Origin of the sequence: Nitrosomonas sp. GH22, assembly GCF_009833115.1 — a bacterium.
Taxonomy (GTDB): domain Bacteria; phylum Pseudomonadota; class Gammaproteobacteria; order Burkholderiales; family Nitrosomonadaceae; genus Nitrosomonas; species Nitrosomonas eutropha.
Genome location: NZ_QRCA01000007.1, coordinates 31,960 through 53,012 on the forward strand (window position 1 = coordinate 31,960; position 21,053 = coordinate 53,012).

Genomic DNA, 21,053 nt, shown 5'->3' on the forward strand with positions numbered 1-21,053 from the left:
AGCTTAACTATATGGAAATTTCGTATCTTGTAACTAATACAGATATGAACTGCTAGTTTTACAGGTTTTTTAATCCACTTTTTCAGCGAGCTCGCTATGTGTGGAATTCTAGGTGTAGTAGCCCGTTCCCCCGCCAATCAGTTGCTCTATGATGGCCTGTTAATGCTGCAACATCGTGGCCAGGATGCTGCAGGTATTGTTACCGCGCAAGGTAATAGTTTTCATATGCACAAAAGGTTGGGTATGGTACGGGATGTGTTCCGCACCCGGAATATGCGTGCTCTGCCAGGGTATATGGGAATCGGGCATGTTCGCTATCCCACGACAGGGTCATCAAATTCTCCTGCGGAAGCACAGCCTTTTTATGTAAATTCCCCATTTGGTATTGTGCTGGCGCATAACGGTAACCTGACCAATGCGGATGTACTTAATCAAGAGCTGTTTCTTGCAGATCGCCGCCACGTAAACACGCATTCTGATTCGGAAGTGTTGCTGAATGTGCTGGCACATGAATTGCAGGAACGCGCGACAGGTTACCAACTTGATCTGGCTGAAATTTTCTCGGCAGTTTCCGGTGTACACGAGCGTTGTCAGGGTGCTTATGCAGTGATTGCAATGATTGCCGGTTATGGTTTGCTGGCTTTTCGCGATCCGTACGGGATCAGGCCGCTGGTATTCGGATCAGTGGAAACGAATGCTGGTACTGAATACATGGTTGCTTCTGAAAGTGTGGCGCTGGATACACTGGGTTTTCGTCTGATCCGGGATGTTGCACCTGGAGAAGCTGTTTTTATTGATATGGAAGGGCATTTCTACAGCCATCAGTGTGCTGCTCACGCCAGTCTGAATCCCTGTATTTTTGAATATGTTTATCTGGCCCGTCCCGATTCAATGCTGGATAGCATCTCGGTTTATGAGACTCGTCTCAATATGGGCGTAAACCTGGCAGATAAAATCAGCACATCCATGCGGCACCTGGATATTGATGTTGTAATACCGATTCCGGAATCCAGTCGTCCAAGTGCCATGCAGCTTGCCAATCGCCTCGGGATCAGCTTCAGGGAAGGATTTGTCAAAAATCGCTATGTGGGCAGAACGTTTATTATGCCCGGGCAGCAGCAGCGCCGGAAATCGGTTCGGCAGAAATTAAATGCCATCGAAATTGAATTTCGCGGCAAGAACGTACTGCTGGTTGATGATTCTATTGTGCGTGGCACCACCAGCCGAGAGATTGTTCAGATGGCACGAGAAGCGGGAGCACTTAAAATATACTTTGCTTCGGCAGCGCCACCAATACGTTTCCCTAACGTATACGGTATAGATATGCCGACCCGCCAGGAATTGATTGCAACAGATCGTACCGATGAGGAAATATGTCGTGAAATTGGTGCGGATTATCTGATCTATCAAAATCTGGATGCACTTAAGCAAGCGGTTGCCCAAGTCAATCCGCGCATCACGAATTTTGAAACCTCCTGTTTTGATGGGCATTACATAACAGGCAGTGTCACTCAGGAGTATCTTTACAGAATTGAATCACAGCGTAACAGTCTCGGGTTATCACAAGGGGAGCGCACTACCCAACTTGATTTAACCCTGCTCCCAATGGATTAACCATATAGAAACGATCATGACAAATGAATTAGATCTCCAAACGCTGGCTATTCATACCGGCGTCCATCGCAGTCAATTTAACGAACATTCAGAATCACTCTATCTGACTTCAAGTTTTGTGTTTGACAGTGCAGCCCAGGCTGCTGCACGGTTCTCAGGGCAAGAACCTGGTAATATCTATTCGCGCTTTACTAACCCGACAGTGACTGCCATGCAGGAACGCCTAGCTGTGCTGGAAGGGGCGGAAGCCTGTATCGCAACAGCTACTGGTATGGCAGCAATTACGACCTGCGTCATGGGACTGCTTTCAGCTGGTGATCATATCGTTGCCTCACGCAGCCTGTTTGGATCCACTGTTGGCTTGTTCAACAATATCCTCAGTCGTTTCAATATCGAAACTACCTTTGTTTCTGCAACCGATCCGAGTGAATGGCAGGCAGCAGCCAAACCAAACACCAAACTGTTTTTTATGGAAACTCCCTCCAATCCACTCACGGAAATCTCCGATATCGCTGCATTGGCAGACATTGCCAAAGGGATTGGGGTGTGGCTAGCAGTTGACAACAGCTTTTGTACCCCGGTTGTGCAACAGCCGCTGAAGCTGGGTGCAGATCTGGTTATTCACTCAGCAACAAAATATCTGGACGGGCAGGGCAGAATCCTGGGAGGGGCAATACTGGGTAAACGTGATTTGCTGATGGATAGCGGTATATTCGGTTTCTTGCGAACAGCCGGCCCGGCGCTAAGCGCATTCAATGCCTGGATTATTCTGAAAGGACTTGAAACATTAAGTGTACGGGTAAAAGCACACTCTGATCATGCACTGGAAGTCGCGCGCTGGCTGGAAGCACATCCTAATGTAGCACGTGTGTTTTACCCGGGTCTGCCGTCTCATCCGCAGCATACACTTGCGATGCGCCAGCAGAAAACCGGTGGCAGCATTGTGTCATTCGAGGCAAAAGGCGGCAAAGAGGCTGCCTGGCGTATTGTAGATGCTGCTCAGCTCATGTCGATTACTGCCAATCTTGGCGATACCAAAAGTACACTGACTCATCCTGCCACTACAACTCATGGGCGTATCAGCCAGGAGGCGCGCGCAGCTGCCGGCGTCAGCGATGGTCTGTTACGTATTGCGGTTGGCCTGGAGTCACCGGAAGACATCAAGGCAGATCTCGCTCGAGGATTGCAGTAGACTCGTAATTTATTACAACTGGCACACACTATTCTTCTTGAAACCGGATACGACTAGCAATAAATTTTGCTACCGGTTTTCACTCACTACTACTGTGATACCTCCAAAATCTTGCCATCATGATTAATGATTATCTTGAAAGGATACTGACCGCGCATGTCTATGACGTTGCGGTTGAAACCCGGCTGGATCCGGCGCCATCATTATCTGCCCGTATTCATAACCGTGTGCTGCTCAAAAGAGAGGATATGCAGCAGGTTTTTTCCTTCAAGCTGCGTGGTGCCTATAATAAAATGGCTAGATTGCATTCTGGTGTATTGCAGCAAGGCGTGGTCGCTGCCTCAGCGGGAAATCATGCGCAAGGTGTAGCACTGGCAGCGCAAAAGCTGGGCTGCTCAGCCACGATCGTTATGCCAACCACCACGCCGCAGATCAAGATCAATGCAGTAATGGCGATGGGTGCTGCAGTACTGCTGCAGGGGGATTCCTATAATGATGCCTACGAATATGCGCTGAATCTTGCCAGGGAAAAGGGGGTTGAATTCATTCATCCTTACGATGATCCGGATGTGATCGCCGGGCAGGGTACGATTGCCATGGAAATTTTGCGTCAGCATCCCGGGAAAATCCATGCAATTTTTATCCCGATTGGTGGGGGAGGGTTGATTTCCGGCATTGCTGCGTATGTGAAAAGACTTCGCCCGGATATCCGGATCATCGGAGTTGAGCCAACAGATTCAAATGCCATGTATCGTTCTCTGCAGGCAGGTTATTGTGTTGAGCTCTCGCAAGTGGGTTTATTTGCGGATGGTGTGGCTGTTCGTCAGGTGGGACAGGAAACTTTCCGGCTGTGTCGTGAGCTGGTGGATGACATCCTGCTAGTAGATTCGGACGCCATTTGTGCTGCAATCAAGGATATATTTGAGGACACGCGCTCCATTGTAGAACCTTCCGGTGCGCTTTCGGTTGCCGGGCTAAAGGTGTATGCGAAACAAAATAACTTGCTGCACGAAACCCTGATTGCAATCGCATCAGGAGCAAACATGAATTTTGACCGACTGCGCCACGTTTCTGAACGGGCTGAACTGGGTGAACAGCGTGAAGCAATCCTTGCAGTGACGATTCCTGAAAAGCCTGGTAGCTTTAAACAGTTTTGTAATCTGGTGGGCGCCCGCAACATCACGGAATTTAACTATCGCTATGCGGATCCTCAAAAGGCACATGTCTTTGTGGGTATATCAGTCCGTAATCGCGAAGAAGCATTGAATCTGATCCAGATCCTGCATGCAAATAATTTGCGTGCAGAAGATATGACTGACAACGAGATGGCGAAGCTGCATATCCGCCACATGGTGGGTGGGCATTCCAGGGAAGTCAGTCATGAAGTTCTGTATCGATTTGAATTTCCAGATCGTCCGGGAGCACTCATGAATTTTCTGAACAAAATGAGTGATCGCTGGAATATCAGTTTGTTTCATTATCGTAATCATGGCGCTGATTTCGGCCGTGTCCTGATCGGAATACAAGTTCTCCCACAGGACAAAGATGAATTTATGCACTTCCTGGATGATCTGGGTTATGAATTTGATGATGAAAGCAATAATCCTGCCTATCAGTTTTTCCTTGCCTGATTTTCTGCCTGCATCTCCTCCTCGTTTACGAGCTTCCTGTTCATGGCAATAGTATCTTTAAATGTGATTGGACTAATACCGCCCCGTATCGGGTGTTGGTGCTTGTCCGCAATCATTGAAGCACCTCACAACTTTAATCGCTAAAAAATTCTGGTTCAAAACGCTGATAAAGAAGGTTTTTACAAATTTCTTCTGATTTTTGTACCTGGAAGACAGCGACTATCCTATTACACTGGAATTATGTCATCATAATATTGGCTTTTCAGAATGTGCTGAAATACCAATAAGGGCGATTTTGACAGAAGTTTTACCAGAGTAAGGTCTATTACCGGCATATGACAGGTTGTAACAACCCCAACGATATGACTGTACTGCTTCCTATAACCAGATATCTGCAGATATTTCGCCGATCGTGGCTCCCAGGAGCTCTATCCGTTCTGTTTCTGTTGATTGCTTTGATTATGCTGCGTGTTGATACTCAGCAAGCGCGCAACCATACCGCTTCACTTGAAGTTATCGGGCGTATTCATACCAGCATCCAGCATCTGGTCATTATTTCCCGGGAAGCGTTGCGTGGAAATGAGCAGGCATTTGTTCAACTGCGCAATAACCTCGATCAGCTGAATCATTATTCAACCCTGTTGCAATACGGGGGAGAGTATCAGCGAGAAACTATTCCCGCCGTAGCAGAACTGCTTTCTGTAGACTTATTTAAATCCTTTCAGAACACATTGCGTACAAAGGAAAATCAGGCTCGCCAAATTCTGGAAAGTCGGGAAGTACTAATTAATCTGGCAGAAATTTTAAAACGGGTTGATCTGGTCAATAACAGCTTGCAAAAGAAGCTGCAGGATTTTTCAGCCGAGCTGGCGCAGTCAGGGCATGCATCCAGCCAGGCAGTCGCGGTCGAAACTGTAAAAATTCTTGTTCAGTTTATTACCAGTAGTGTCAGCTCTGTGATACAGGGCGGATTTCAGGTATCTGGCACAACAGATCAATTACCGGGAGATTCCGAACAGATCACCGGGATGATCCAGACTTTAATAAAAGGCCGGGACTGGTTGTATTCAACCGTTCTGGGCAATCAACTTCCCTCCGAAACGTTGTCTGAGATTCGTATCCAGTTTAATGCACTGGAAGATTTGTTGCGTGTTGCCCAGAAATTGACACCGGAAGCGACCGGAGCCTGGCATGCAATGCATGAGACATTTTCAGCCAGTGATAGATTATCGACACTGGTAGGTCAGATTGAACAGGCAATCATCGAGCACAATAGTAGCGAAGGTACATCCATTACGGTGCTGTTTTATCTGGCTGTAATATTAACCATTTTAAGTGGTCTGGTATTCATCCAGATGTTTTCTACCAGTTTGCGCAAGCGAATCCATCAGGGTGAACAAGATGTTGAAACCACGCAGAAGGCGATACTGCACCTGCTCGATGAAATGGAGATACCGGCAGGAGGGGATCTGACTGCCCGCATGTCCGTCACCGAAAATATTACCGGCACAATTGCCGATTCAATCAACTTGACGATTGAGGCGTTGCAGGAGCTGGTTAAAAAGGTAAATCACGCCAGCGCTCAGGTGATTGATGCCTCTCATCAGGCAGAACAAATTTCATCAGATTTACTGGCCGCGACACAGGAACAGGCACATAAAATTGAAGATGCAACGGTTGCTGTCCTGGGAGTTGCTGAATCACTGGAAGCAGTATCCGATTCAGCGGAAGAATGTGCCAATGTTGCCAAACAAACCCTGCATGCGGCAGAAAATGGTGCCAATGCCGTACAGGACGCCATGGCCGGCATGAATGAAATCCGGGTCTACATCCAGGAAACTTCCAAACGTATTAAGCGTTTAGGAGAGAGTTCACAAGAAATTGGTGAAATTGTTACTCTGATTTCGGATATCACCGAGCAAACCAACATCCTGGCATTGAATGCCTCCATTCAGGCAACAACGGCAGGTGAAGCTGGCAAGGGATTTTCTGTTATCGCTCAGGAAATACAGCGTCTGGCCGAGCATTCCGCCGAAGCGACTCGACAGATCAGTACGCTCATCCGCAACATCCGGGGAGATGCGCAAGACACTATCATTGCAATGGAGCGCAGTACAGCAAGTGTGGTTGAGGGTACAAGGCGTGCCAATACTACAGGAAGCGCCCTGGAAGAAATCGAAACAATCTCTAAACGCCTGGCGCAACTGGTCATCAGAATTACCGAAGCTACGCGCAAACAAACCCGTGTTTCCAACAAGGTGGTCAAAAATATGGAAGATATCTTATCCATCACCCAGCAAACCACCCGAGGCACTCAGCAGAATGCTGACTCTATCAGGCAGATCGCAGAGCACGTTACAGACTTGAAGTCATCAGTTGCCAATTTCAAGGTATGACAGCTCTGTGCAAAGCTGCCATCTGCAGCAAACCAAAGCCATCCACTATCAATTTTGGGATTAATAGGGCCGCATCATGAATACTGATACTAGGATAAATATCTCATCTGTTATGGGGATCAGAGAAGCCATTGAGCAGATTTTTACCTTGATCCACCGCCACTTTGATTCTTATGCCACGGATACGGATGACACCAGGCAGATTGAAGAATGCCGGTATTACATGCATCAACTGAATGGCATGCTTGAGATGCTGGAGCTGAGTGGGGTGGCGTTTGTCGGGATCAGTGTGGAAGAGCTGCTAGCAGCTTTACAGGAACGGAGGATTGAACCGGACGCGCAGACTTTGGTTGTTGTCCGGCAGGCTATCCGCTCCATTTACCGTTACCTGGATGCGCTGATAGATGGTGAGGTGGACAATCCGGTCAAGCTTTTTCCGGTCTACCGCAAGATCATGCAAGTGCAGGGGCTGGAAGAAATCTCTGAAAGTGATTTGTTTTTCCCGGACATACGTGAATCGTTACCCCTACAACCTGTAGAGCTGGATCTGGATGATACTTCCCGGCAAGAGACAGCCAAACAGGCGCGTGCGCAATTCCAGTCGGGATTGCTAAGCTGGCTGAAAAATGCTGATGACAAGCAGAGTCTGCAGAAAATGATTGAAGCGGTACGATCAATCGAGAAACTACCGGCTGCTATTGAACAGCGGAAATTTTGGTGGATCTCTTCCGGATTCCTGGATAGCCTGCTTCATCAGGAGCAGGTCGTTGACAAGTCGGTGCGCAGATTGTGCGGGAAGATCGAGCAGGAAATCCGGCATCTGAACAAGGAATCACACGTTGTCGCTGCCCGGTTGACAAGAGAGTTGCTTTACCGGATCGCACGCAGCCAGCCAGTGAGTGAACGCCTCCAGGAAATCAGTCGTGTCTATGACTGGCAGATTCCCTTGTCCACGATTGATAATCAGGAGCATCTTGACGAATCCATCATGGATGAAGAGGCAACTGCTTCGGATCTGCAGAGCATGCGTGTTCTGCTGGAAGACATCAATGATCAGTGGCGCAAGTTCAATGCAGAAGATCAGGAAAATATTTCATCCTTGCTGGCGTTAACTGAACAGTTAAAAGTCCTGATTTCCAGGGTAAGTTGTCCTCCGCTGGAGAAACTGGCAGGCGTCATTCATGGTGTCTTGTCCTATTTGCGAATCCGCCCACAGAGCATGAATGAGGGAATTGCACTGGATATTGCCTCATCCCTGCTACTGACAGAAAATGCCATCGATAATTTTCATCGTTTGTCGCCGGAATTTCCGTCACAGGTCGATGCACTTGCCACCCGTATACGTGCAGTTACGACCGGCAAGGGAGAGGATATCGATTTACCTGATTTGCCCAATCCGGATCAGGCAGGCCATCTCACCCAGGAGAAAAAATTGTTCAAACAGGTGGCGCAGGAAGTGCTCGCCAACCTGGCGCAAGTTGAAGATATCCTGGATCGTTTCTTTTTTGAACCGGAAATACGCAACGATCTGCCGCTTTTGCCTGAATTGTTCAACCAAATCAGCGGTGTATTGAATGTGCTTGAACTTGATCAAGCCAGTACAGTGCTGGATTCATGTCGGGCTCTCACGGAAAAACTGACAGCATCTGATCACCTGATAGATCAAGCTGAGCAGATGTTGTTGGCCGATGCGCTGAGCAGTCTTGGTTTTTACATTGAAGCACTCAGGAATTCCCAGTCGGATGCTGAGGAAATTCTTGCAACGATAATGCAACGGCTTGGCCAGAAGCCTGCCGGGCTAGGTTTATCAACAGATATTCGGGAAATCCCTATTGATTTCGCTGCGGCTGCTGATCGTTTATTTGAAAGTGATCCGGAGCAGCTGATTGATCCCGAGTTATTGGCAGTCTTTCTTGATGAATCCAGTGATGTACTGGCAAGCATTGCTGATCATTTAGAGTCGTGTTATGCCAATTACGCGAATCAGGACGCCCTGACAACTATCCGACGCGATTTCCATACGCTCAAAGGTAGTGGTCGCATGGTAAAGCTGGAAGCGCTGAGTGAAGTGGCATGGCGTATTGAGCAGCTTATGAACCGCTGGCTGAGTGAGCAGAAACCGGCAACCAGCATACTTCTGGATTTGCTGGCAGAAAGTCACAGGCAGTTTAGCAACTGGTGCGCCAGCCTGAGAAAGGATGGCGCGGTAGAGATCAAGGCTGAATACCTGCTTGATCAGATCAGAGCGCTGATGTATGGCACGGACGAGCAGCCGGATATTGCGACTACATCACTTGCACCCGAGGTGTTCGAGCAGGCTCCGGAGATTGAACCACTACCAACAATCACCGATGCACTATCTGACATAAAAACCGGAGCAGAAACGGCAATAAGAATTGGCGATAGCGAGGTGCCGGCAGATCTCTTCAGAATTTTCATCAATGAAGCCAGTACTCATGTTGCTACTCTCAAACAGGCATTTAAACAGGCATTTGATCTGCCCGGGGATGATGCCATTTTATCGGTTACACATGAATCCATGCTGGCAGCTCATACGCTTGCCAGTACATCACGTGCACTGGAATTGGGTTTCATCGCACAGATCGGACAAGCGCTGGAGCGCTGGTTTAACCGGCTGCTGACGACTTCAAACATGCCCGGACAGCAAGCATTATCGTACATGACAACTGCGGTCAACTTGCTGGATGATATGCTGGCCACAATTCGGGAACATCAATTTCCTTCGGCGGAAACTGTGCAGGCCAGCGCAGAAATCACACATGAATTGATGCGCCTTCTGGAAGAAGCTCCTGCTATACAAGCAACAGAAACAGAGCAGATGGTGGAAATGGAGGAGATGGCGCCACTCGAATCGGCAGTGGACGAAGTGCTGGAGGAAGATTCATCTGCTTCAATGTCAGAGACTGAGATTTCGTTGCCGGTTTCATCACTTCAGCAGGTGAAAGATGCGTTTGCCGACCTGGATCAGGAATTGCTGGAAGTATTTCTTGAAGAAGCACAAGAACTGCAATCCGAGATTGGCACAAATCTGCGGATATGGCGTAAACAACCTAATCAGATGAATGCACGCAAGGCAGTATTGCGCGCCTTGCATACCTTGAAGGGCAGTGCCCGGATTGCTGATGCGCAGCAAGTGAGTGATCTGGCGCATCAGATGGAAAGTGATATTGAATCTCTATATGATCAGACGGCCTCCGCAGCATTGCTTGATCAGCTGGAAACACAGTTCGATACCATTTCGGATAAGGTTGAGCAGTTGCGATTCTCTTTACAACCTGAATCGCAGCCTGCCCCGGTAACTGAAGAAGCCGAGGCACATCCGGAATTGCTTCCTCCCGCAGTGGAAACTGTTTCTGCCCTTCCTATATCCACAGCGGATACTGATCAACCTTTCCGCAAAACTACACTGCGTGTCGATGCAGAATTGATAGATCGCCTGATTAATGAATCAGGCGAGTCGAGTATCATTCGTTCCCGGGTTGAGGCGCAGCTATATGATCTGGAACAGTATTTGCAGGATCTGGGTGAAAGTGTTGATCGCATGCGTGGCCAGTTGCGTGAAGTTGAATTGCTGGCTGAAACCCAAATGCCAGCCAGCTCGCTACCTTCCATAACTGGTCAGACAGATTTTGATCCGTTGGAACTGGATCGCTTTACTCGCTTTCAGGAGTTGACCCGGCTGATGGCGGAAAGCATGGATGATGTAGTCACCATTCATAAAAGTTTGCGTGAAATACAACGTGCCGCCACGATGACGGTGGATCAGCAGGCACATCTGAATCGACAGTTACAGCAGGATCTGCTGCGTATTCGTACCATTCCTTTCAGCCATTATTCCGAGCGCCTTTATCGCGCCGTCAGGCAGGTGACCAAAGATACCGGCAAGCAGGCTAACCTGATTATTCAGGGAGATAGCATTGAGTTTGATCGGGGTGTGCTGGATAAAATCAGCTCTTCCCTGGAGCATCTGCTACGCAATGCGCTGGTACATGGCATAGAAACTCCGGAAGAACGTCTGAGCATCGGCAAGGCGGAAGCGGGCCAGATCACACTCGATCTGCACCGGGATGGCAACGAAATTGTCATGGTGCTGCAAGATGACGGGATTGGGTTGGATGCAGAACGCATTCGTGAAAAAGCGCGGCAGCTTGGGTTGGGCAGCCCGGAAAATGAGCAGGACGATGAGCAGTGGTATCCGCTGATTTTTACGCATGGCTTTTCCACATTGGATGGCGTGACGGATATCGCCGGGCGCGGGGTAGGACTGGATATTGTCAGGAACGAGTTGGGCAAACTGGGCGGGAACATCGCAGTCACATCCGAGAAAAACCGGGGAACCACATTCACCCTGCGTTTTCCAGTGACATTGGCCTTAACACAAGCGTTAATGGTCAAGGCAGGAGATAGCACTTATGCCATCCCGATAGCGATTGTGGCACATGTATTGGAAATGAATGCAGAAACACTCGGGACGGCTTATCAGGAGCATCACCTGATATGGAACGGCAATCGCTTTCCACTGGGCTATCTGCCGCACCTGCTGGGGGTGTCGCATACCTTTCCTGAAATCAGACGTAGTAACCGTATTGTGTTATTGCAAACGGAACATGAGCAGCTGGCCATTCATGCCGATGCACTGATCGGGCAATGTGAAGTGGTCATCAAGAATATCGGCCCGCAACTGTCTAATGCACCCGGCATTGAAGGGGCAACGATCACAGGAGATGGCAGCATCGTATTGATCATTAATCCGATCAAGTTGCTACAGCGTGAGCAGGTACGGGAGCTGCTATCTGCAGGACCAATGACGCCAGTTGATGCTGCAGATATTCATCCTTCCGCCACCGCACCGGTTGTCATGATTGTGGATGATTCGCTGATGGTACGTAAAGTCACCAGCCGACTACTGGAACGGCAGGGCTATGAAATCCTGATTGCCAAAGATGGCGTGGGGGCACTTCAGCTGCTGCGCGAAACCATACCAGCCATCATGCTGGTTGATATCGAAATGCCGCACATGGACGGCTTTGAACTGATCCGCGCTGTCCGTAACAACCCGGAGTTGCAAAATATCCCGATCATCATCATCTCCTCCCGCACAGCAGAGAAATACCGGAAAGTAGCAGAGGAACTTGGCGTAAATGAGTTTATGGGTAAACCCTACCAGGAAGATGAGTTGTTGCAGCATATTGAACGCCTGATTAAAGAAGGATATCTCGGGTTTCAAGTTAGCTCGAAGTATGGTGATTAAATAACTTTAGACATGCGCAATGGCAAGATCAGGCAACGGCATTATATAGTACCTTAACAACGCGATCCTGCTGTTCCATAGATAAGCCAACCCACAATGGCAATCGGATCAATCGCTCAGATTGTCGGACAGTAACATCTAGGTCACCATGTGTACGTCCATACCGTGTACCAGCAGGCGAGGAATGCAAGGACACATAATGAAATACCGATCCAATATTATTACGCTTAAACTTATCCAACACCTTCTGCCTGTCAATTTTTGGTGACAGTAACACGTAGTACATATGCGCATTATGCTGACAACCTGCAGGTATAATTGGTCTCCGCAGGAAATCCTTAGCTTCAAGCGATTCGAGAAGACTGTGATATCGCTGCCAGCTTGCCAACCTCTCTTCAGTGATTCGATCTGCTTCTTCAAGTTGTGCCCACAGAAAAGCAGCAATCAGTTCACCCGGAAGAAATGACGACCCCACCTCTTGCCAGGTATATTTATCCACCTCACCCCTGAAAAACCGACTGCGATCCGTACCTTTTTCCCGAATGATTTCAGCGCGTAATACCAGATCAGGATCATTAACCAGCAAGGCACCACCTTCACCAGAAATCACATTCTTGGTCTCATGGAAACTGTAAGCTCCCAGGTCACCAATACTACCCAGCGCCCGTCCTTTATAGGTCGACATCACCCCCTGCGCCGCATCCTCAATGACTTTTAATCCATGCTGCCGAGCGATGGCCATGATCGTATCCATCTCGCACGCCACTCCGGCGTAATGCACGGGAACTATGGCGCGGGTGCGCGGCGTAATGGCAGACTCAATCAGCCGTTCGTCCAAATTAAGCGTGTCTTCTCTGATATCGACAAATACGGGAACACCATCACGAAGTACAAAGGCATTGGCGGTCGAAACAAAGGTATACGACGGCATGATGATCTCATCGCCGGGCTGAATATCCAGCAATAAAGCAGCCATCTCGAGTGCCGCCGTGCAAGAGTGGGTAAGCAAGCCCTTATTGCATCCAGTCCGCTCCTCCAACCAGCCATGGCAGCGCTTGGTGAAAGGCCCATCGCCTGCCAAACTGCCGTTGAAGTGCGCTTCAGCGATGTAATACAACTCCTTGCCTGTCATGTGAGGCCAGTTGAATGGGATGTGACAATTTGTCTTGTTCATAATTTTCAAATCTGCCTCATTGAGAAGAGAGTATTCGTCATTGGTCTAACCCCGATTCACATCGAATCACGCGAACATTGAGAGCACCGTACTGTTTGATGCCAAGCGTGTGTAAAACACCGCTTAAACGTTCATTACAATAGACATCGAGGAAGGCAAAATGGTGTTTTTCGGCAAGAATCGGTATTCCATTTTGAGAGGTAAGCCGATTCAACATTCCATTCCCCGACATGTCCTGAGCATACGCGGTAGAAAATAGAGTGAGCGTGAAAACACCCATGCCATAAATTTTGTAGGCCTTAGCAGAAGCTGATTGTTTCAAGACTGGGTAAGCAGCCTCGACAGGAAATGTGGCCCCCAAACTACAACAATCTCTTCAGGGAAATCCTGCAAGTTCATTCGTTTCTGATCGGATACCATTTGAGCAGCTCTTGACTCAGAAAAAACGGCCGTAGTGTTGAACAATGCAGCCACCACCAGCACGCCTTGCGCGAAGCGTTTGCGTATAGCTCTCCCTGTTCCCTGTTCCGTATGCCAAAAGGGGGGGCAACTAAGAGTAGAGACATGATAGAAATATAGACTCTCAAGATCCCAGGGCGGCCACAATACGCCCAGCGCAAAGATGACTGCAAGACAAAGAGTCCAGGTAATAATAAGTTTTAGATTTGGGAATAGCAACGATAACAATAACGCAGCGAAAAAAACTGGTAATAAAACCGGGTGAGTGAACGTTTTTATCCCTATCCATCCATTGTTCAGTGCGTTACTTTGGGCGGGTAGTGGACCAAGTTCCGTAAGCATTGCATTCAAAGCAACCGGATTTGCAATTTTTGAATCAACAAAGAACCAGGAATGAATCAAATCGATATCATTTGCGGTATAGCCATGTCGAGCAAGGATTTCTGGATGGCTCTTCAGATGAGTGCTTGCGCCGAAATCAGTAATAGGTGCACGAGCAGGATTTAATGAACTGAATGCTTTCCAATTTTCACCCTGACAAGCCTGGTAATCGATAAAGGCGTAATACCAATTGCTAGCAAAAGGGCAAGTGCAGAGGCTTGCGCAGTGCGATCACTAGCCAATTTCGTCCAAGGCAGAAGGGGCAATGCTATTAGCACGATAAGAAAAAACTCATGGCTGCGCACAAGATAACCACCAAACGCAAGAAAACATCCTGTCAGCAGTATTCGCCAGTTTCCATAACGCCTATAAAAATGCCAGCAACAGACGGCTCCAACGGTGAGCAAACCGGCATTAATTGTGAATTGTGGAAAAAGAACAGGTCGCACCAGTAAAAAAATCAGTACGAATAGAGATACCAGCCGACCAAAACCTAATTTTCGGAATGCGTGGAGCACTACTGCCCCAACAATAACAAGTGCGCCAATTGTTGCTATGGAATAACCCAACACACCATCTATTTGCGGGATCGCTCGCACCAAATAGCTCCAAACAACATTAGAAAAAATCAGATTCGGCATGCCGACTGCTGCAATGCCGTAGCCATGCGCAACCATGGACATCGCAACGTCATCATTAGTCTCCCAACGAGGCTCAAAGAAAAAGCAAAGGGCAAATACAAATACAGCAGAAGCAAGAATATCCCAGGCGAGCTGAGAATTTTTATTAATCAGGTTTGTGCAAGTTGAATTAGCCACGGGCAGCCACCACTGTACCAAGCACGATCAACCCCACTCCAATTGCTTTCTGCAAAGTCAAAGGCTCACTTAATAACCAACCACTCAGGAGCAAAACTACGACAAAGTTGAGACTCATAAAGGGGTATGCGTGACTAAGATCAAACTTTGTCATGGCTGCCATCCATGCAAGCGATGCAAGGAATCCGGCTGCGAAGCCTGTAAATATTGCTGGGTCGAAAAAAAGTCCGAATAGAAATTTCAGCTTTTCTACAGACTCTACGGGTAGCGGACCAAATTGCGCAATGCGCCACTTTAGAATTAGCTGCCCATAAACTGTGAAACCTATGGTGGCAAGGATATAGAGATAATCTAAGTAGCGACTCATATATTCTTCTCAAATACAGCTAGCCCAAATCCGGTCTTACCATACCCATTGCCGTTGTAGAGCATGTAGCGGGTGCCATTGTGATCGAAGATGAAAGGGTATTCGATCATTTCAGAATCCCACCCGTTCGGTGAGACGTCAATTCCAGCACTGTTCAGATCTAACTTCCAACTTGTTCCATCCTCAGACCTGGCGTAACCGATACTGTATTTCTCGCCAGCACCGCTGCGATAAGAAAACCACATCTCAAAATCACCACCATCATTAACAACCATGGTTGGTCTTGAAAAAGCTTGAGCAATTCCAAGCTGGTATGGCACAGCTAGCCCCGTTCGACCCCAATTACTACCGTCATCAGACGAAGCATGTTGAATTACATGCAACATCTCGCCATTTCCCGCATCCCATGTGAGTGTTGATCCGTACCACATATCGAACCCACCCGATAGTCTTGCTTGCACCCAAGGGTAAGATAAGCTGATCGGGTCGGTTGAATCGATACCCATAAAGGGCTCCTCGTCTTCCAGTTGAAGGGAGAGTTCCGGGGTCACGATCAGTCGGCCGATATCTCCTCTCCAATGCCCACCAGGAGGATTCTGCCAGCCCATAAATAACATATATCGAATGCCATTCGCCTTGTAGCAATTGCCAATACTTACACCATCTGAATAAAAGCTTCCAACTGGCCCGTGCTCGAAAAATGGAGAGTGATGTTCAGTGATAACTATGCGCTGAACGATATCAACATCTACTGCCCCCACAGAGGACCGATTCTGACCGTCGCGACCACTAAAAAAGATGCGATAAACATCTCCAGCCATATGGACAGGCAATGGATTGGCGGCGTGGGAGATCAGCTTTGGATGCTGACCACTTACCTTAGGGACATAAAGCTGACCTAGTTTTTTCCAACACTTAGTCATATGCCTTTCAACCTTGTACTGGGCACCTTTGATCGTTCGGTAGCGGTGCCAATATAGACACCTTCGGGTGCCGCATCTGCGAGTAGTAGCGCTCCAGCGCCGACAACACATCTATCCCCGATTTTGATGTGATCACGTAACGTCGCGTTCACACCGACGAAACACTGTTCGCCAATTTCTACCCCACCAGAGACGACCACATGCGATGCAATGAAGGTGTGATCGTGAATCACTGAATGATGACCGATGTGGTTACCACTCCACAAAGTCACGTTGTTGCCTATCGTGACGAACGGCTGAATGGTGTTGTCTTCAAAAATGAAACAGTTTTCGCCGATTCTTCCTTCATTGAGCACGGTTGCACGCGAGCTGATAAAGCTCACCAGTTTGTAGCCTATCTCCTTTGCGGCAAGAAACTTTTCTTTACGGAGAGCATTCAGTTTCGAGTAACTCAGTGCAACAAAAAAATCATAGGAATCGGGCGGATAATTTTTAGCGGCATCCTCAAACGCGACAACTGGCAATCCGCAAAACTCAGATTCCTTAATGTAGTTCGCATCTACCGTGAAGGCAACGGCTTCGTAATTGGAGTCCGTACTGAAGTAGTAATGTGCGAGTTGAGCGATGTCGCCAGAGCCAAAAATTACAAGCGGTTTTTTCATGGCATCTTCCTTACCAGAATCGTAAACTCATAAAGCCCATAGTCATGAAGCAATGCGACCTGACGGGAATAGCGGCGCTTGCACAAATCAAACAATCGACACGGGTCTGCGTAATAGAGATAGTCGCGCTTTTTGTCCTCGTCTGAGTATGAGGTCAGGCAGTTGAAAGAAACTCCGAGCCTACTGGTGCGGTCAAGAATGTCCAATGTGGCCTGCAGATAATCAAACCATTCTACATCCGAGCACCCCAGGCGCACATTAAAGATACCGCTGGCAACGCCGTAGTCAGCCACTTCGTCTGGCTCTGCCGAGGTGATGAAATGAGCTTGATCGACGGTAGCGTGCCGTTGCTCTGCAGCCTTGATCATCTCGTGGGAAACATCTACACCAAGGTATGTGCAGTTTGCGTGCTTGTCTCGCAGATAGTCGAGCAAGGCGCCGTAGCCGCAACCCAGATCGTTCAGGGAAAAGTTAGGCGTCTTCGGGTCAATGATTTTGCACAATTGCGCAAACCTGATCTTCTGGCTTTCTTCACCATTCCAGTCGACCCCGCGAGGCGTATCACCATGTTCCGCAAGTTTTTCAGCGTAATACGTCGCAACCTCGTCGAGCAGACTAGCCTTGTTGTTTTCCATAAATCTGCCTCACGATGGTATAGGGGCGCTGCTTGGTTTCAGAGAATATCTTGGATAGGTAGATACCCACTACACCAATAAAAGAGATGATCATCCCACCAAGAAGCCAAATGGAAGCCATTACGGATGTCCATCCGGCTAAAGGTTTTGCTAGAAAAAGCCAGTACGTAACCAGATAAGCGATATAAACCAAAGCAAACAATGAGATCGATATGCCAATGTAAAAAATGCTGACCAGTGGCGCATTACTGAATGACGTCACCGAGTTGACCAGCAATGACATCTTCCTGCGGAATGTGTATGTGGTCTCACTCGTATTGTGCTTCTTGATAACCTGCGGAGACTGGTCGAATCCGGTGATGTGCCATAAGCCCGCCATAAAAACTTCGCGCTCTTGATGACGAAGTAAAGCATCAACATAACGACGGGTCATCAGTCGAGCTGTGACGATATTTTCAGGCAGCACAAGACCAGTCAGGGCATTGAAGCAGCGATAAAACCACTGACCACTCCAACGCTCGAACCAGCTTCCTTTTCTGCACTCCTGGACTCCGTAAACCACATCACAGCGATCCTGCTTCATCTGACACGCAAATGCCTCTAGCCACTCTGGTTCCTCTTCAAGGTCGCTATCAATCAGAAAAACCAGCTCTCCTTTAGCGCGCGCCAAGCCAGTCATCATCGCCTTGTGATGCCCAAAGTTACGCGACAAATCAACCACAACAACGTGTGAATCCTGCTCGGTGAGTCTGATAGCCAGATCCAGGCTGTTGTCTGGTGATCCATCATTCACAAGCACAATTTTATAATCGTCTCCAACCAGCTGCTTTGCAGTGGCGCTTGCACGTTCGTGAAATTCGTTGATATAAGGAGCAGACTGGTAGAGGGTTGCGACTATTGAAAGCTTCATGCCACATATCTCATGTATTGAGGGCTGTCTTTGCCACAGTTAAACAAAAGATCAAGGATGGTGACGCCATGAATGAATTCGCCCCAAAGCTGCGGGTACGCGGAGTATCCGGCATAGTCGAACCATGTAAGCTTAATTCCAAAATCCGAAAAGACCTTTTCATCAATGTAGTCCTTGGCTGCCGGTCCTGAGATGTACTCGTTACCGCCAGCTTGCACACACAGATCAGCGAGTCGCTCCGTCTTTCCATCAAGCAACGTGTAGTCCCATGAGCTTGTAATAGCGGTTTTTATTGCCAGGTAATTGCAGATGGCTTCGATAAAATGACGGTTCAGTTGTGAAATATGAGTGAAGGTCTGTTCAAGGTAGAGCGGCTCCAACCAAGAAGCTATTTCCGGGAAATGTGGAGCGCGGCGATAGTTCTGGACCAATGCTTTCCAATGCGCAGCGGCCCAGTCAGTGCCGTCAATTTCGGTCTCTCTGATCTTTTGGTGGTATTTACCCTTCACCAGCACAGAAACCGTGAGCCACTGAACACCCTCTGGGGTCTTTATCTGGTTTCGGTTGCGCCAGTCGCGGCGGGTGTACTGCATGTCATCGTAGAGGATGAACTCATCCACGGCGGCAATCATGTCGAAATAACCCTTCCATGGGATGTAGTTGGATTGAAGGATGGCTATTTTTTTCATTCCTCACCTCGCGCTTTGTAGATTTGATACGCCGGATTTTGCGAGATGGATACTGGATCAAAATTATTGAAAATGTATTGATGAATTAAGGGATGTGTATTTTTAAAACGCAGCTCATCACGCCCATCAAGTGGTAGATCGAAAACGAATACAAAAGCAGGATTAGAAGCCTTGATTCGTTCAATCTCTTTATTTTCAAATGCTTCTGTACGAGGAAATAATGCATAAATCTCCCACATGGGTGATTTTCGACCCAGTAAGGCATAGGCGCCTGGCCAGAAAGGCGTTGTGATAAATGTCTGCTCATTCGGAGCGAACTGATCACTCAATTGGTGAAGCAAAGCAATGTCATTCGCAGTACCTGGATCAACCTTAAGCTGTTCACCGGATATTTCGACAGAGACACATTGTTTACTTGTAAGACATTGCCAACCCGGGTAAAAAACATACATTACCCAGATACTGGCTGTGCTGAGGGCCAGTGCGAGCGACCACTTGAACCGGGTTGGGGATGAAGCCAACAAAACCAAGCATCCCACCAATAGCGGGAAAACCCCCTGGGCGAGATGACCAACGTCAGCGCGCGAGAAAGCATAGTGTGCATAGGGGAAAGCCAGAAATGCCGACGCGACCAATACTGGTGGTACAGGCTTATCTTTAAATTTTTGGTAAACAACCCAAGCTAGCGATAGCCCTGCGAAGACAAGTGTTCCAATAAAGAACAGGCCTATTAATATACCTCGCGCAGCATCATCAGCTGAGGTTGTTACAAAGTTTACTGTCCAGGGCCAAGGCACGGGTAGCGGTAGATTGGTTGCTTTAACCTCGAACAAAAATTGAATACTTTCCCAGAAAGCGACTCCAAATCCTGGAATCAGGATCACCATCAAGATTACGGGGAAAAAGCCAATCACCACCCCCGCAGCCCAAAGGAAAATAGCCCGAATAAAACCAAGATGCGAATGATTTTTTATGGAGAACCAGGCTATAACGCCAAGGCTACCTACAGCTCCGTAAACGCCATGATTACGACCAAAAACAGCAATCAGCCCAACACAGATACCAGCAATAAGATAGCGTTTGGGAATAGGGTTTGAAACAAGATAAGTCAGAATCCCGATAAGAAATATGGAGATAGAAATATCGAAAAGCTTATGGCGGGGAAACATCCATACAGCAAGAATAGTTACTGAAAGAAATAGGAAAGCAATGTCAGTCCTGTTTTTAACTCGTTGTGATTGCGCCACCAAAAATAAACCAACAAACAATCCCAAAGCCTGAAAAGCAGCCACAGCAACTCGCAGACTCATGATGCCGTTATCACCGAAAATACTTACCAGTGCGGCTGACCAATAATACCGACCCGGATCGTATGCCATGAAATCACGGATTGGAATTTCGCCCAACAAAACACGCTGGACGCCGTACCAAAGAAACCCTTCGTCCCACAGATTAAACCCCTTGTTACCTTGCCAAAGGAATAAAATAAAAACGATCAAGCATGAAATTGCCAGTGCTTTGAAAGCAATGTAGTTAATCTTTTGTGTGGCTTGGTTCATGTGGGCTGTTTACGAGCGAAATGCCATTGTAATCTAAGGAAAGGAAGTGGTCATCTTTTTGCCCAGCATTGTCGCGCGTTGCCTCCTGTCAGGTAGACTCTCATATATTGAAGATAGTAGACGCCAGGGTTGCATGAATCTGATGGCGATAATGGCTTCTTCATTAAAATCCTTTTCCGGAGAGATCACTATGAAAGAACTGGGAGGACTATTAGAATCTGTTTGCGATCTTGCTGCTATCCTTGATAATCAGGTTGGCACGGCCCGTGAGAAATGGGAGCGCAACGCCTGCACGTCATTCTTGATCGTGGACGCGCAGAGCGTTAAGAACACGGACACGGCGAGCCAGAAGGGCTATGACGCAGGCAAGA

16 protein-coding genes and 1 pseudogene are annotated in these 21,053 nt (G+C 48.0%); 6 read left to right on the forward strand and 11 right to left on the reverse strand.

Features of this window, described 5'->3' with window-relative positions; genetic code table 11:
• Positions 1-96 precede the first annotated feature (96 nt).
• The 5 genes from purF to ABF86_RS01455 all read left to right on the forward strand — a co-directional run bounded on the left by purF (position 97) and on the right by ABF86_RS01455 (position 12,105).
• Positions 97-1,614, forward strand: coding sequence for an amidophosphoribosyltransferase (purF, locus tag ABF86_RS01435; protein WP_074455603.1), 1,518 nt, complete (start codon positions 97-99; stop codon positions 1,612-1,614).
• 16 nt (positions 1,615-1,630) lie between these two features.
• The gene (locus ABF86_RS01440) at positions 1,631-2,806 is read left to right on the forward strand and encodes an O-succinylhomoserine sulfhydrylase (RefSeq protein WP_074684499.1); all 1,176 of its coding nucleotides are present in this window, start codon (positions 1,631-1,633) and stop codon (positions 2,804-2,806) included.
• Positions 2,807-2,925: 119 nt separating this feature from the next.
• Positions 2,926-4,437: a threonine ammonia-lyase, biosynthetic gene (gene ilvA / locus ABF86_RS01445; RefSeq protein ID WP_011634235.1), complete on the forward strand. Its 1,512-nt coding sequence runs from the start codon at positions 2,926-2,928 to the stop codon at positions 4,435-4,437.
• Positions 4,438-4,799: 362 nt separating this feature from the next.
• A complete protein-coding gene (locus ABF86_RS01450) occupies positions 4,800-6,833 on the forward strand; it encodes a methyl-accepting chemotaxis protein (protein ID WP_240142182.1) in 2,034 nt (677 codons plus the stop codon).
• A 76-nt stretch (positions 6,834-6,909) separates the two neighbouring features.
• Complete coding sequence (locus ABF86_RS01455; RefSeq protein ID WP_160803424.1) at positions 6,910-12,105, forward strand: Hpt domain-containing protein; 5,196 nt, start codon at positions 6,910-6,912, stop codon at positions 12,103-12,105.
• A gap of 28 nt (positions 12,106-12,133) precedes the next feature.
• On the opposite strand, the gene rffA is transcribed toward ABF86_RS01455, so the two are convergent.
• From rffA to ABF86_RS01510, 11 genes are all read right to left on the reverse strand, one after another.
• Positions 12,134-13,279, reverse strand: a complete 1,146-nt coding sequence (gene rffA, locus ABF86_RS01460) for a dTDP-4-amino-4,6-dideoxygalactose transaminase (protein WP_160803425.1) — start codon at positions 13,277-13,279, stop codon at positions 12,134-12,136.
• 37 nt (positions 13,280-13,316) lie between these two features.
• On the reverse strand, positions 13,317-13,601 hold the full coding sequence (locus ABF86_RS01465; protein WP_160803426.1) for a hypothetical protein: 285 nt from the start codon (positions 13,599-13,601) through the stop codon (positions 13,317-13,319).
• On the reverse strand, positions 13,598-14,140 hold the full coding sequence (locus ABF86_RS01470; RefSeq protein WP_160803427.1) for a hypothetical protein: 543 nt from the start codon (positions 14,138-14,140) through the stop codon (positions 13,598-13,600). Before ABF86_RS01470 ends, ABF86_RS01465 begins: the two co-directional genes overlap by 4 nt.
• A gap of 101 nt (positions 14,141-14,241) precedes the next feature.
• Positions 14,242-14,937: a hypothetical protein gene (locus ABF86_RS01475; RefSeq protein ID WP_160803428.1), complete on the reverse strand. Its 696-nt coding sequence runs from the start codon at positions 14,935-14,937 to the stop codon at positions 14,242-14,244.
• Complete coding sequence (locus ABF86_RS01480) at positions 14,930-15,304, reverse strand: EamA family transporter (RefSeq protein WP_160803429.1); 375 nt, start codon at positions 15,302-15,304, stop codon at positions 14,930-14,932. Before ABF86_RS01480 ends, ABF86_RS01475 begins: the two co-directional genes overlap by 8 nt.
• Positions 15,301-16,227, reverse strand: a complete 927-nt coding sequence (locus ABF86_RS01485; protein ID WP_160803430.1) for a hypothetical protein — start codon at positions 16,225-16,227, stop codon at positions 15,301-15,303. Before ABF86_RS01485 ends, ABF86_RS01480 begins: the two co-directional genes overlap by 4 nt.
• The gene (locus ABF86_RS01490) at positions 16,224-16,889 is read right to left on the reverse strand and encodes an acetyltransferase (RefSeq protein WP_160803431.1); all 666 of its coding nucleotides are present in this window, start codon (positions 16,887-16,889) and stop codon (positions 16,224-16,226) included. Before ABF86_RS01490 ends, ABF86_RS01485 begins: the two co-directional genes overlap by 4 nt.
• Positions 16,886-17,524, reverse strand: coding sequence for a class I SAM-dependent methyltransferase (locus tag ABF86_RS01495; RefSeq protein WP_160803432.1), 639 nt, complete (start codon positions 17,522-17,524; stop codon positions 16,886-16,888). The genes ABF86_RS01490 and ABF86_RS01495 overlap by 4 nt, the downstream gene beginning before the upstream one ends.
• Positions 17,505-18,434, reverse strand: a complete 930-nt coding sequence (locus ABF86_RS01500) for a glycosyltransferase family 2 protein (protein WP_160803433.1) — start codon at positions 18,432-18,434, stop codon at positions 17,505-17,507. Before ABF86_RS01500 ends, ABF86_RS01495 begins: the two co-directional genes overlap by 20 nt.
• Entirely contained in the window at positions 18,431-19,123 is a 693-nt protein-coding gene (locus ABF86_RS01505) for a WbqC family protein (RefSeq protein ID WP_160803434.1), read from the reverse strand. Before ABF86_RS01505 ends, ABF86_RS01500 begins: the two co-directional genes overlap by 4 nt.
• Entirely contained in the window at positions 19,120-20,682 is a 1,563-nt protein-coding gene (locus tag ABF86_RS01510) for a hypothetical protein (protein ID WP_160803435.1), read from the reverse strand. The genes ABF86_RS01505 and ABF86_RS01510 overlap by 4 nt, the downstream gene beginning before the upstream one ends.
• Before the next feature lie 262 nt (positions 20,683-20,944).
• On the opposite strand from ABF86_RS01510, the pseudogene ABF86_RS01515 reads away from it, so the two are divergent.
• Positions 20,945-21,053, forward strand: a pseudogene (locus ABF86_RS01515) (IS5/IS1182 family transposase); the annotation flags it as partial.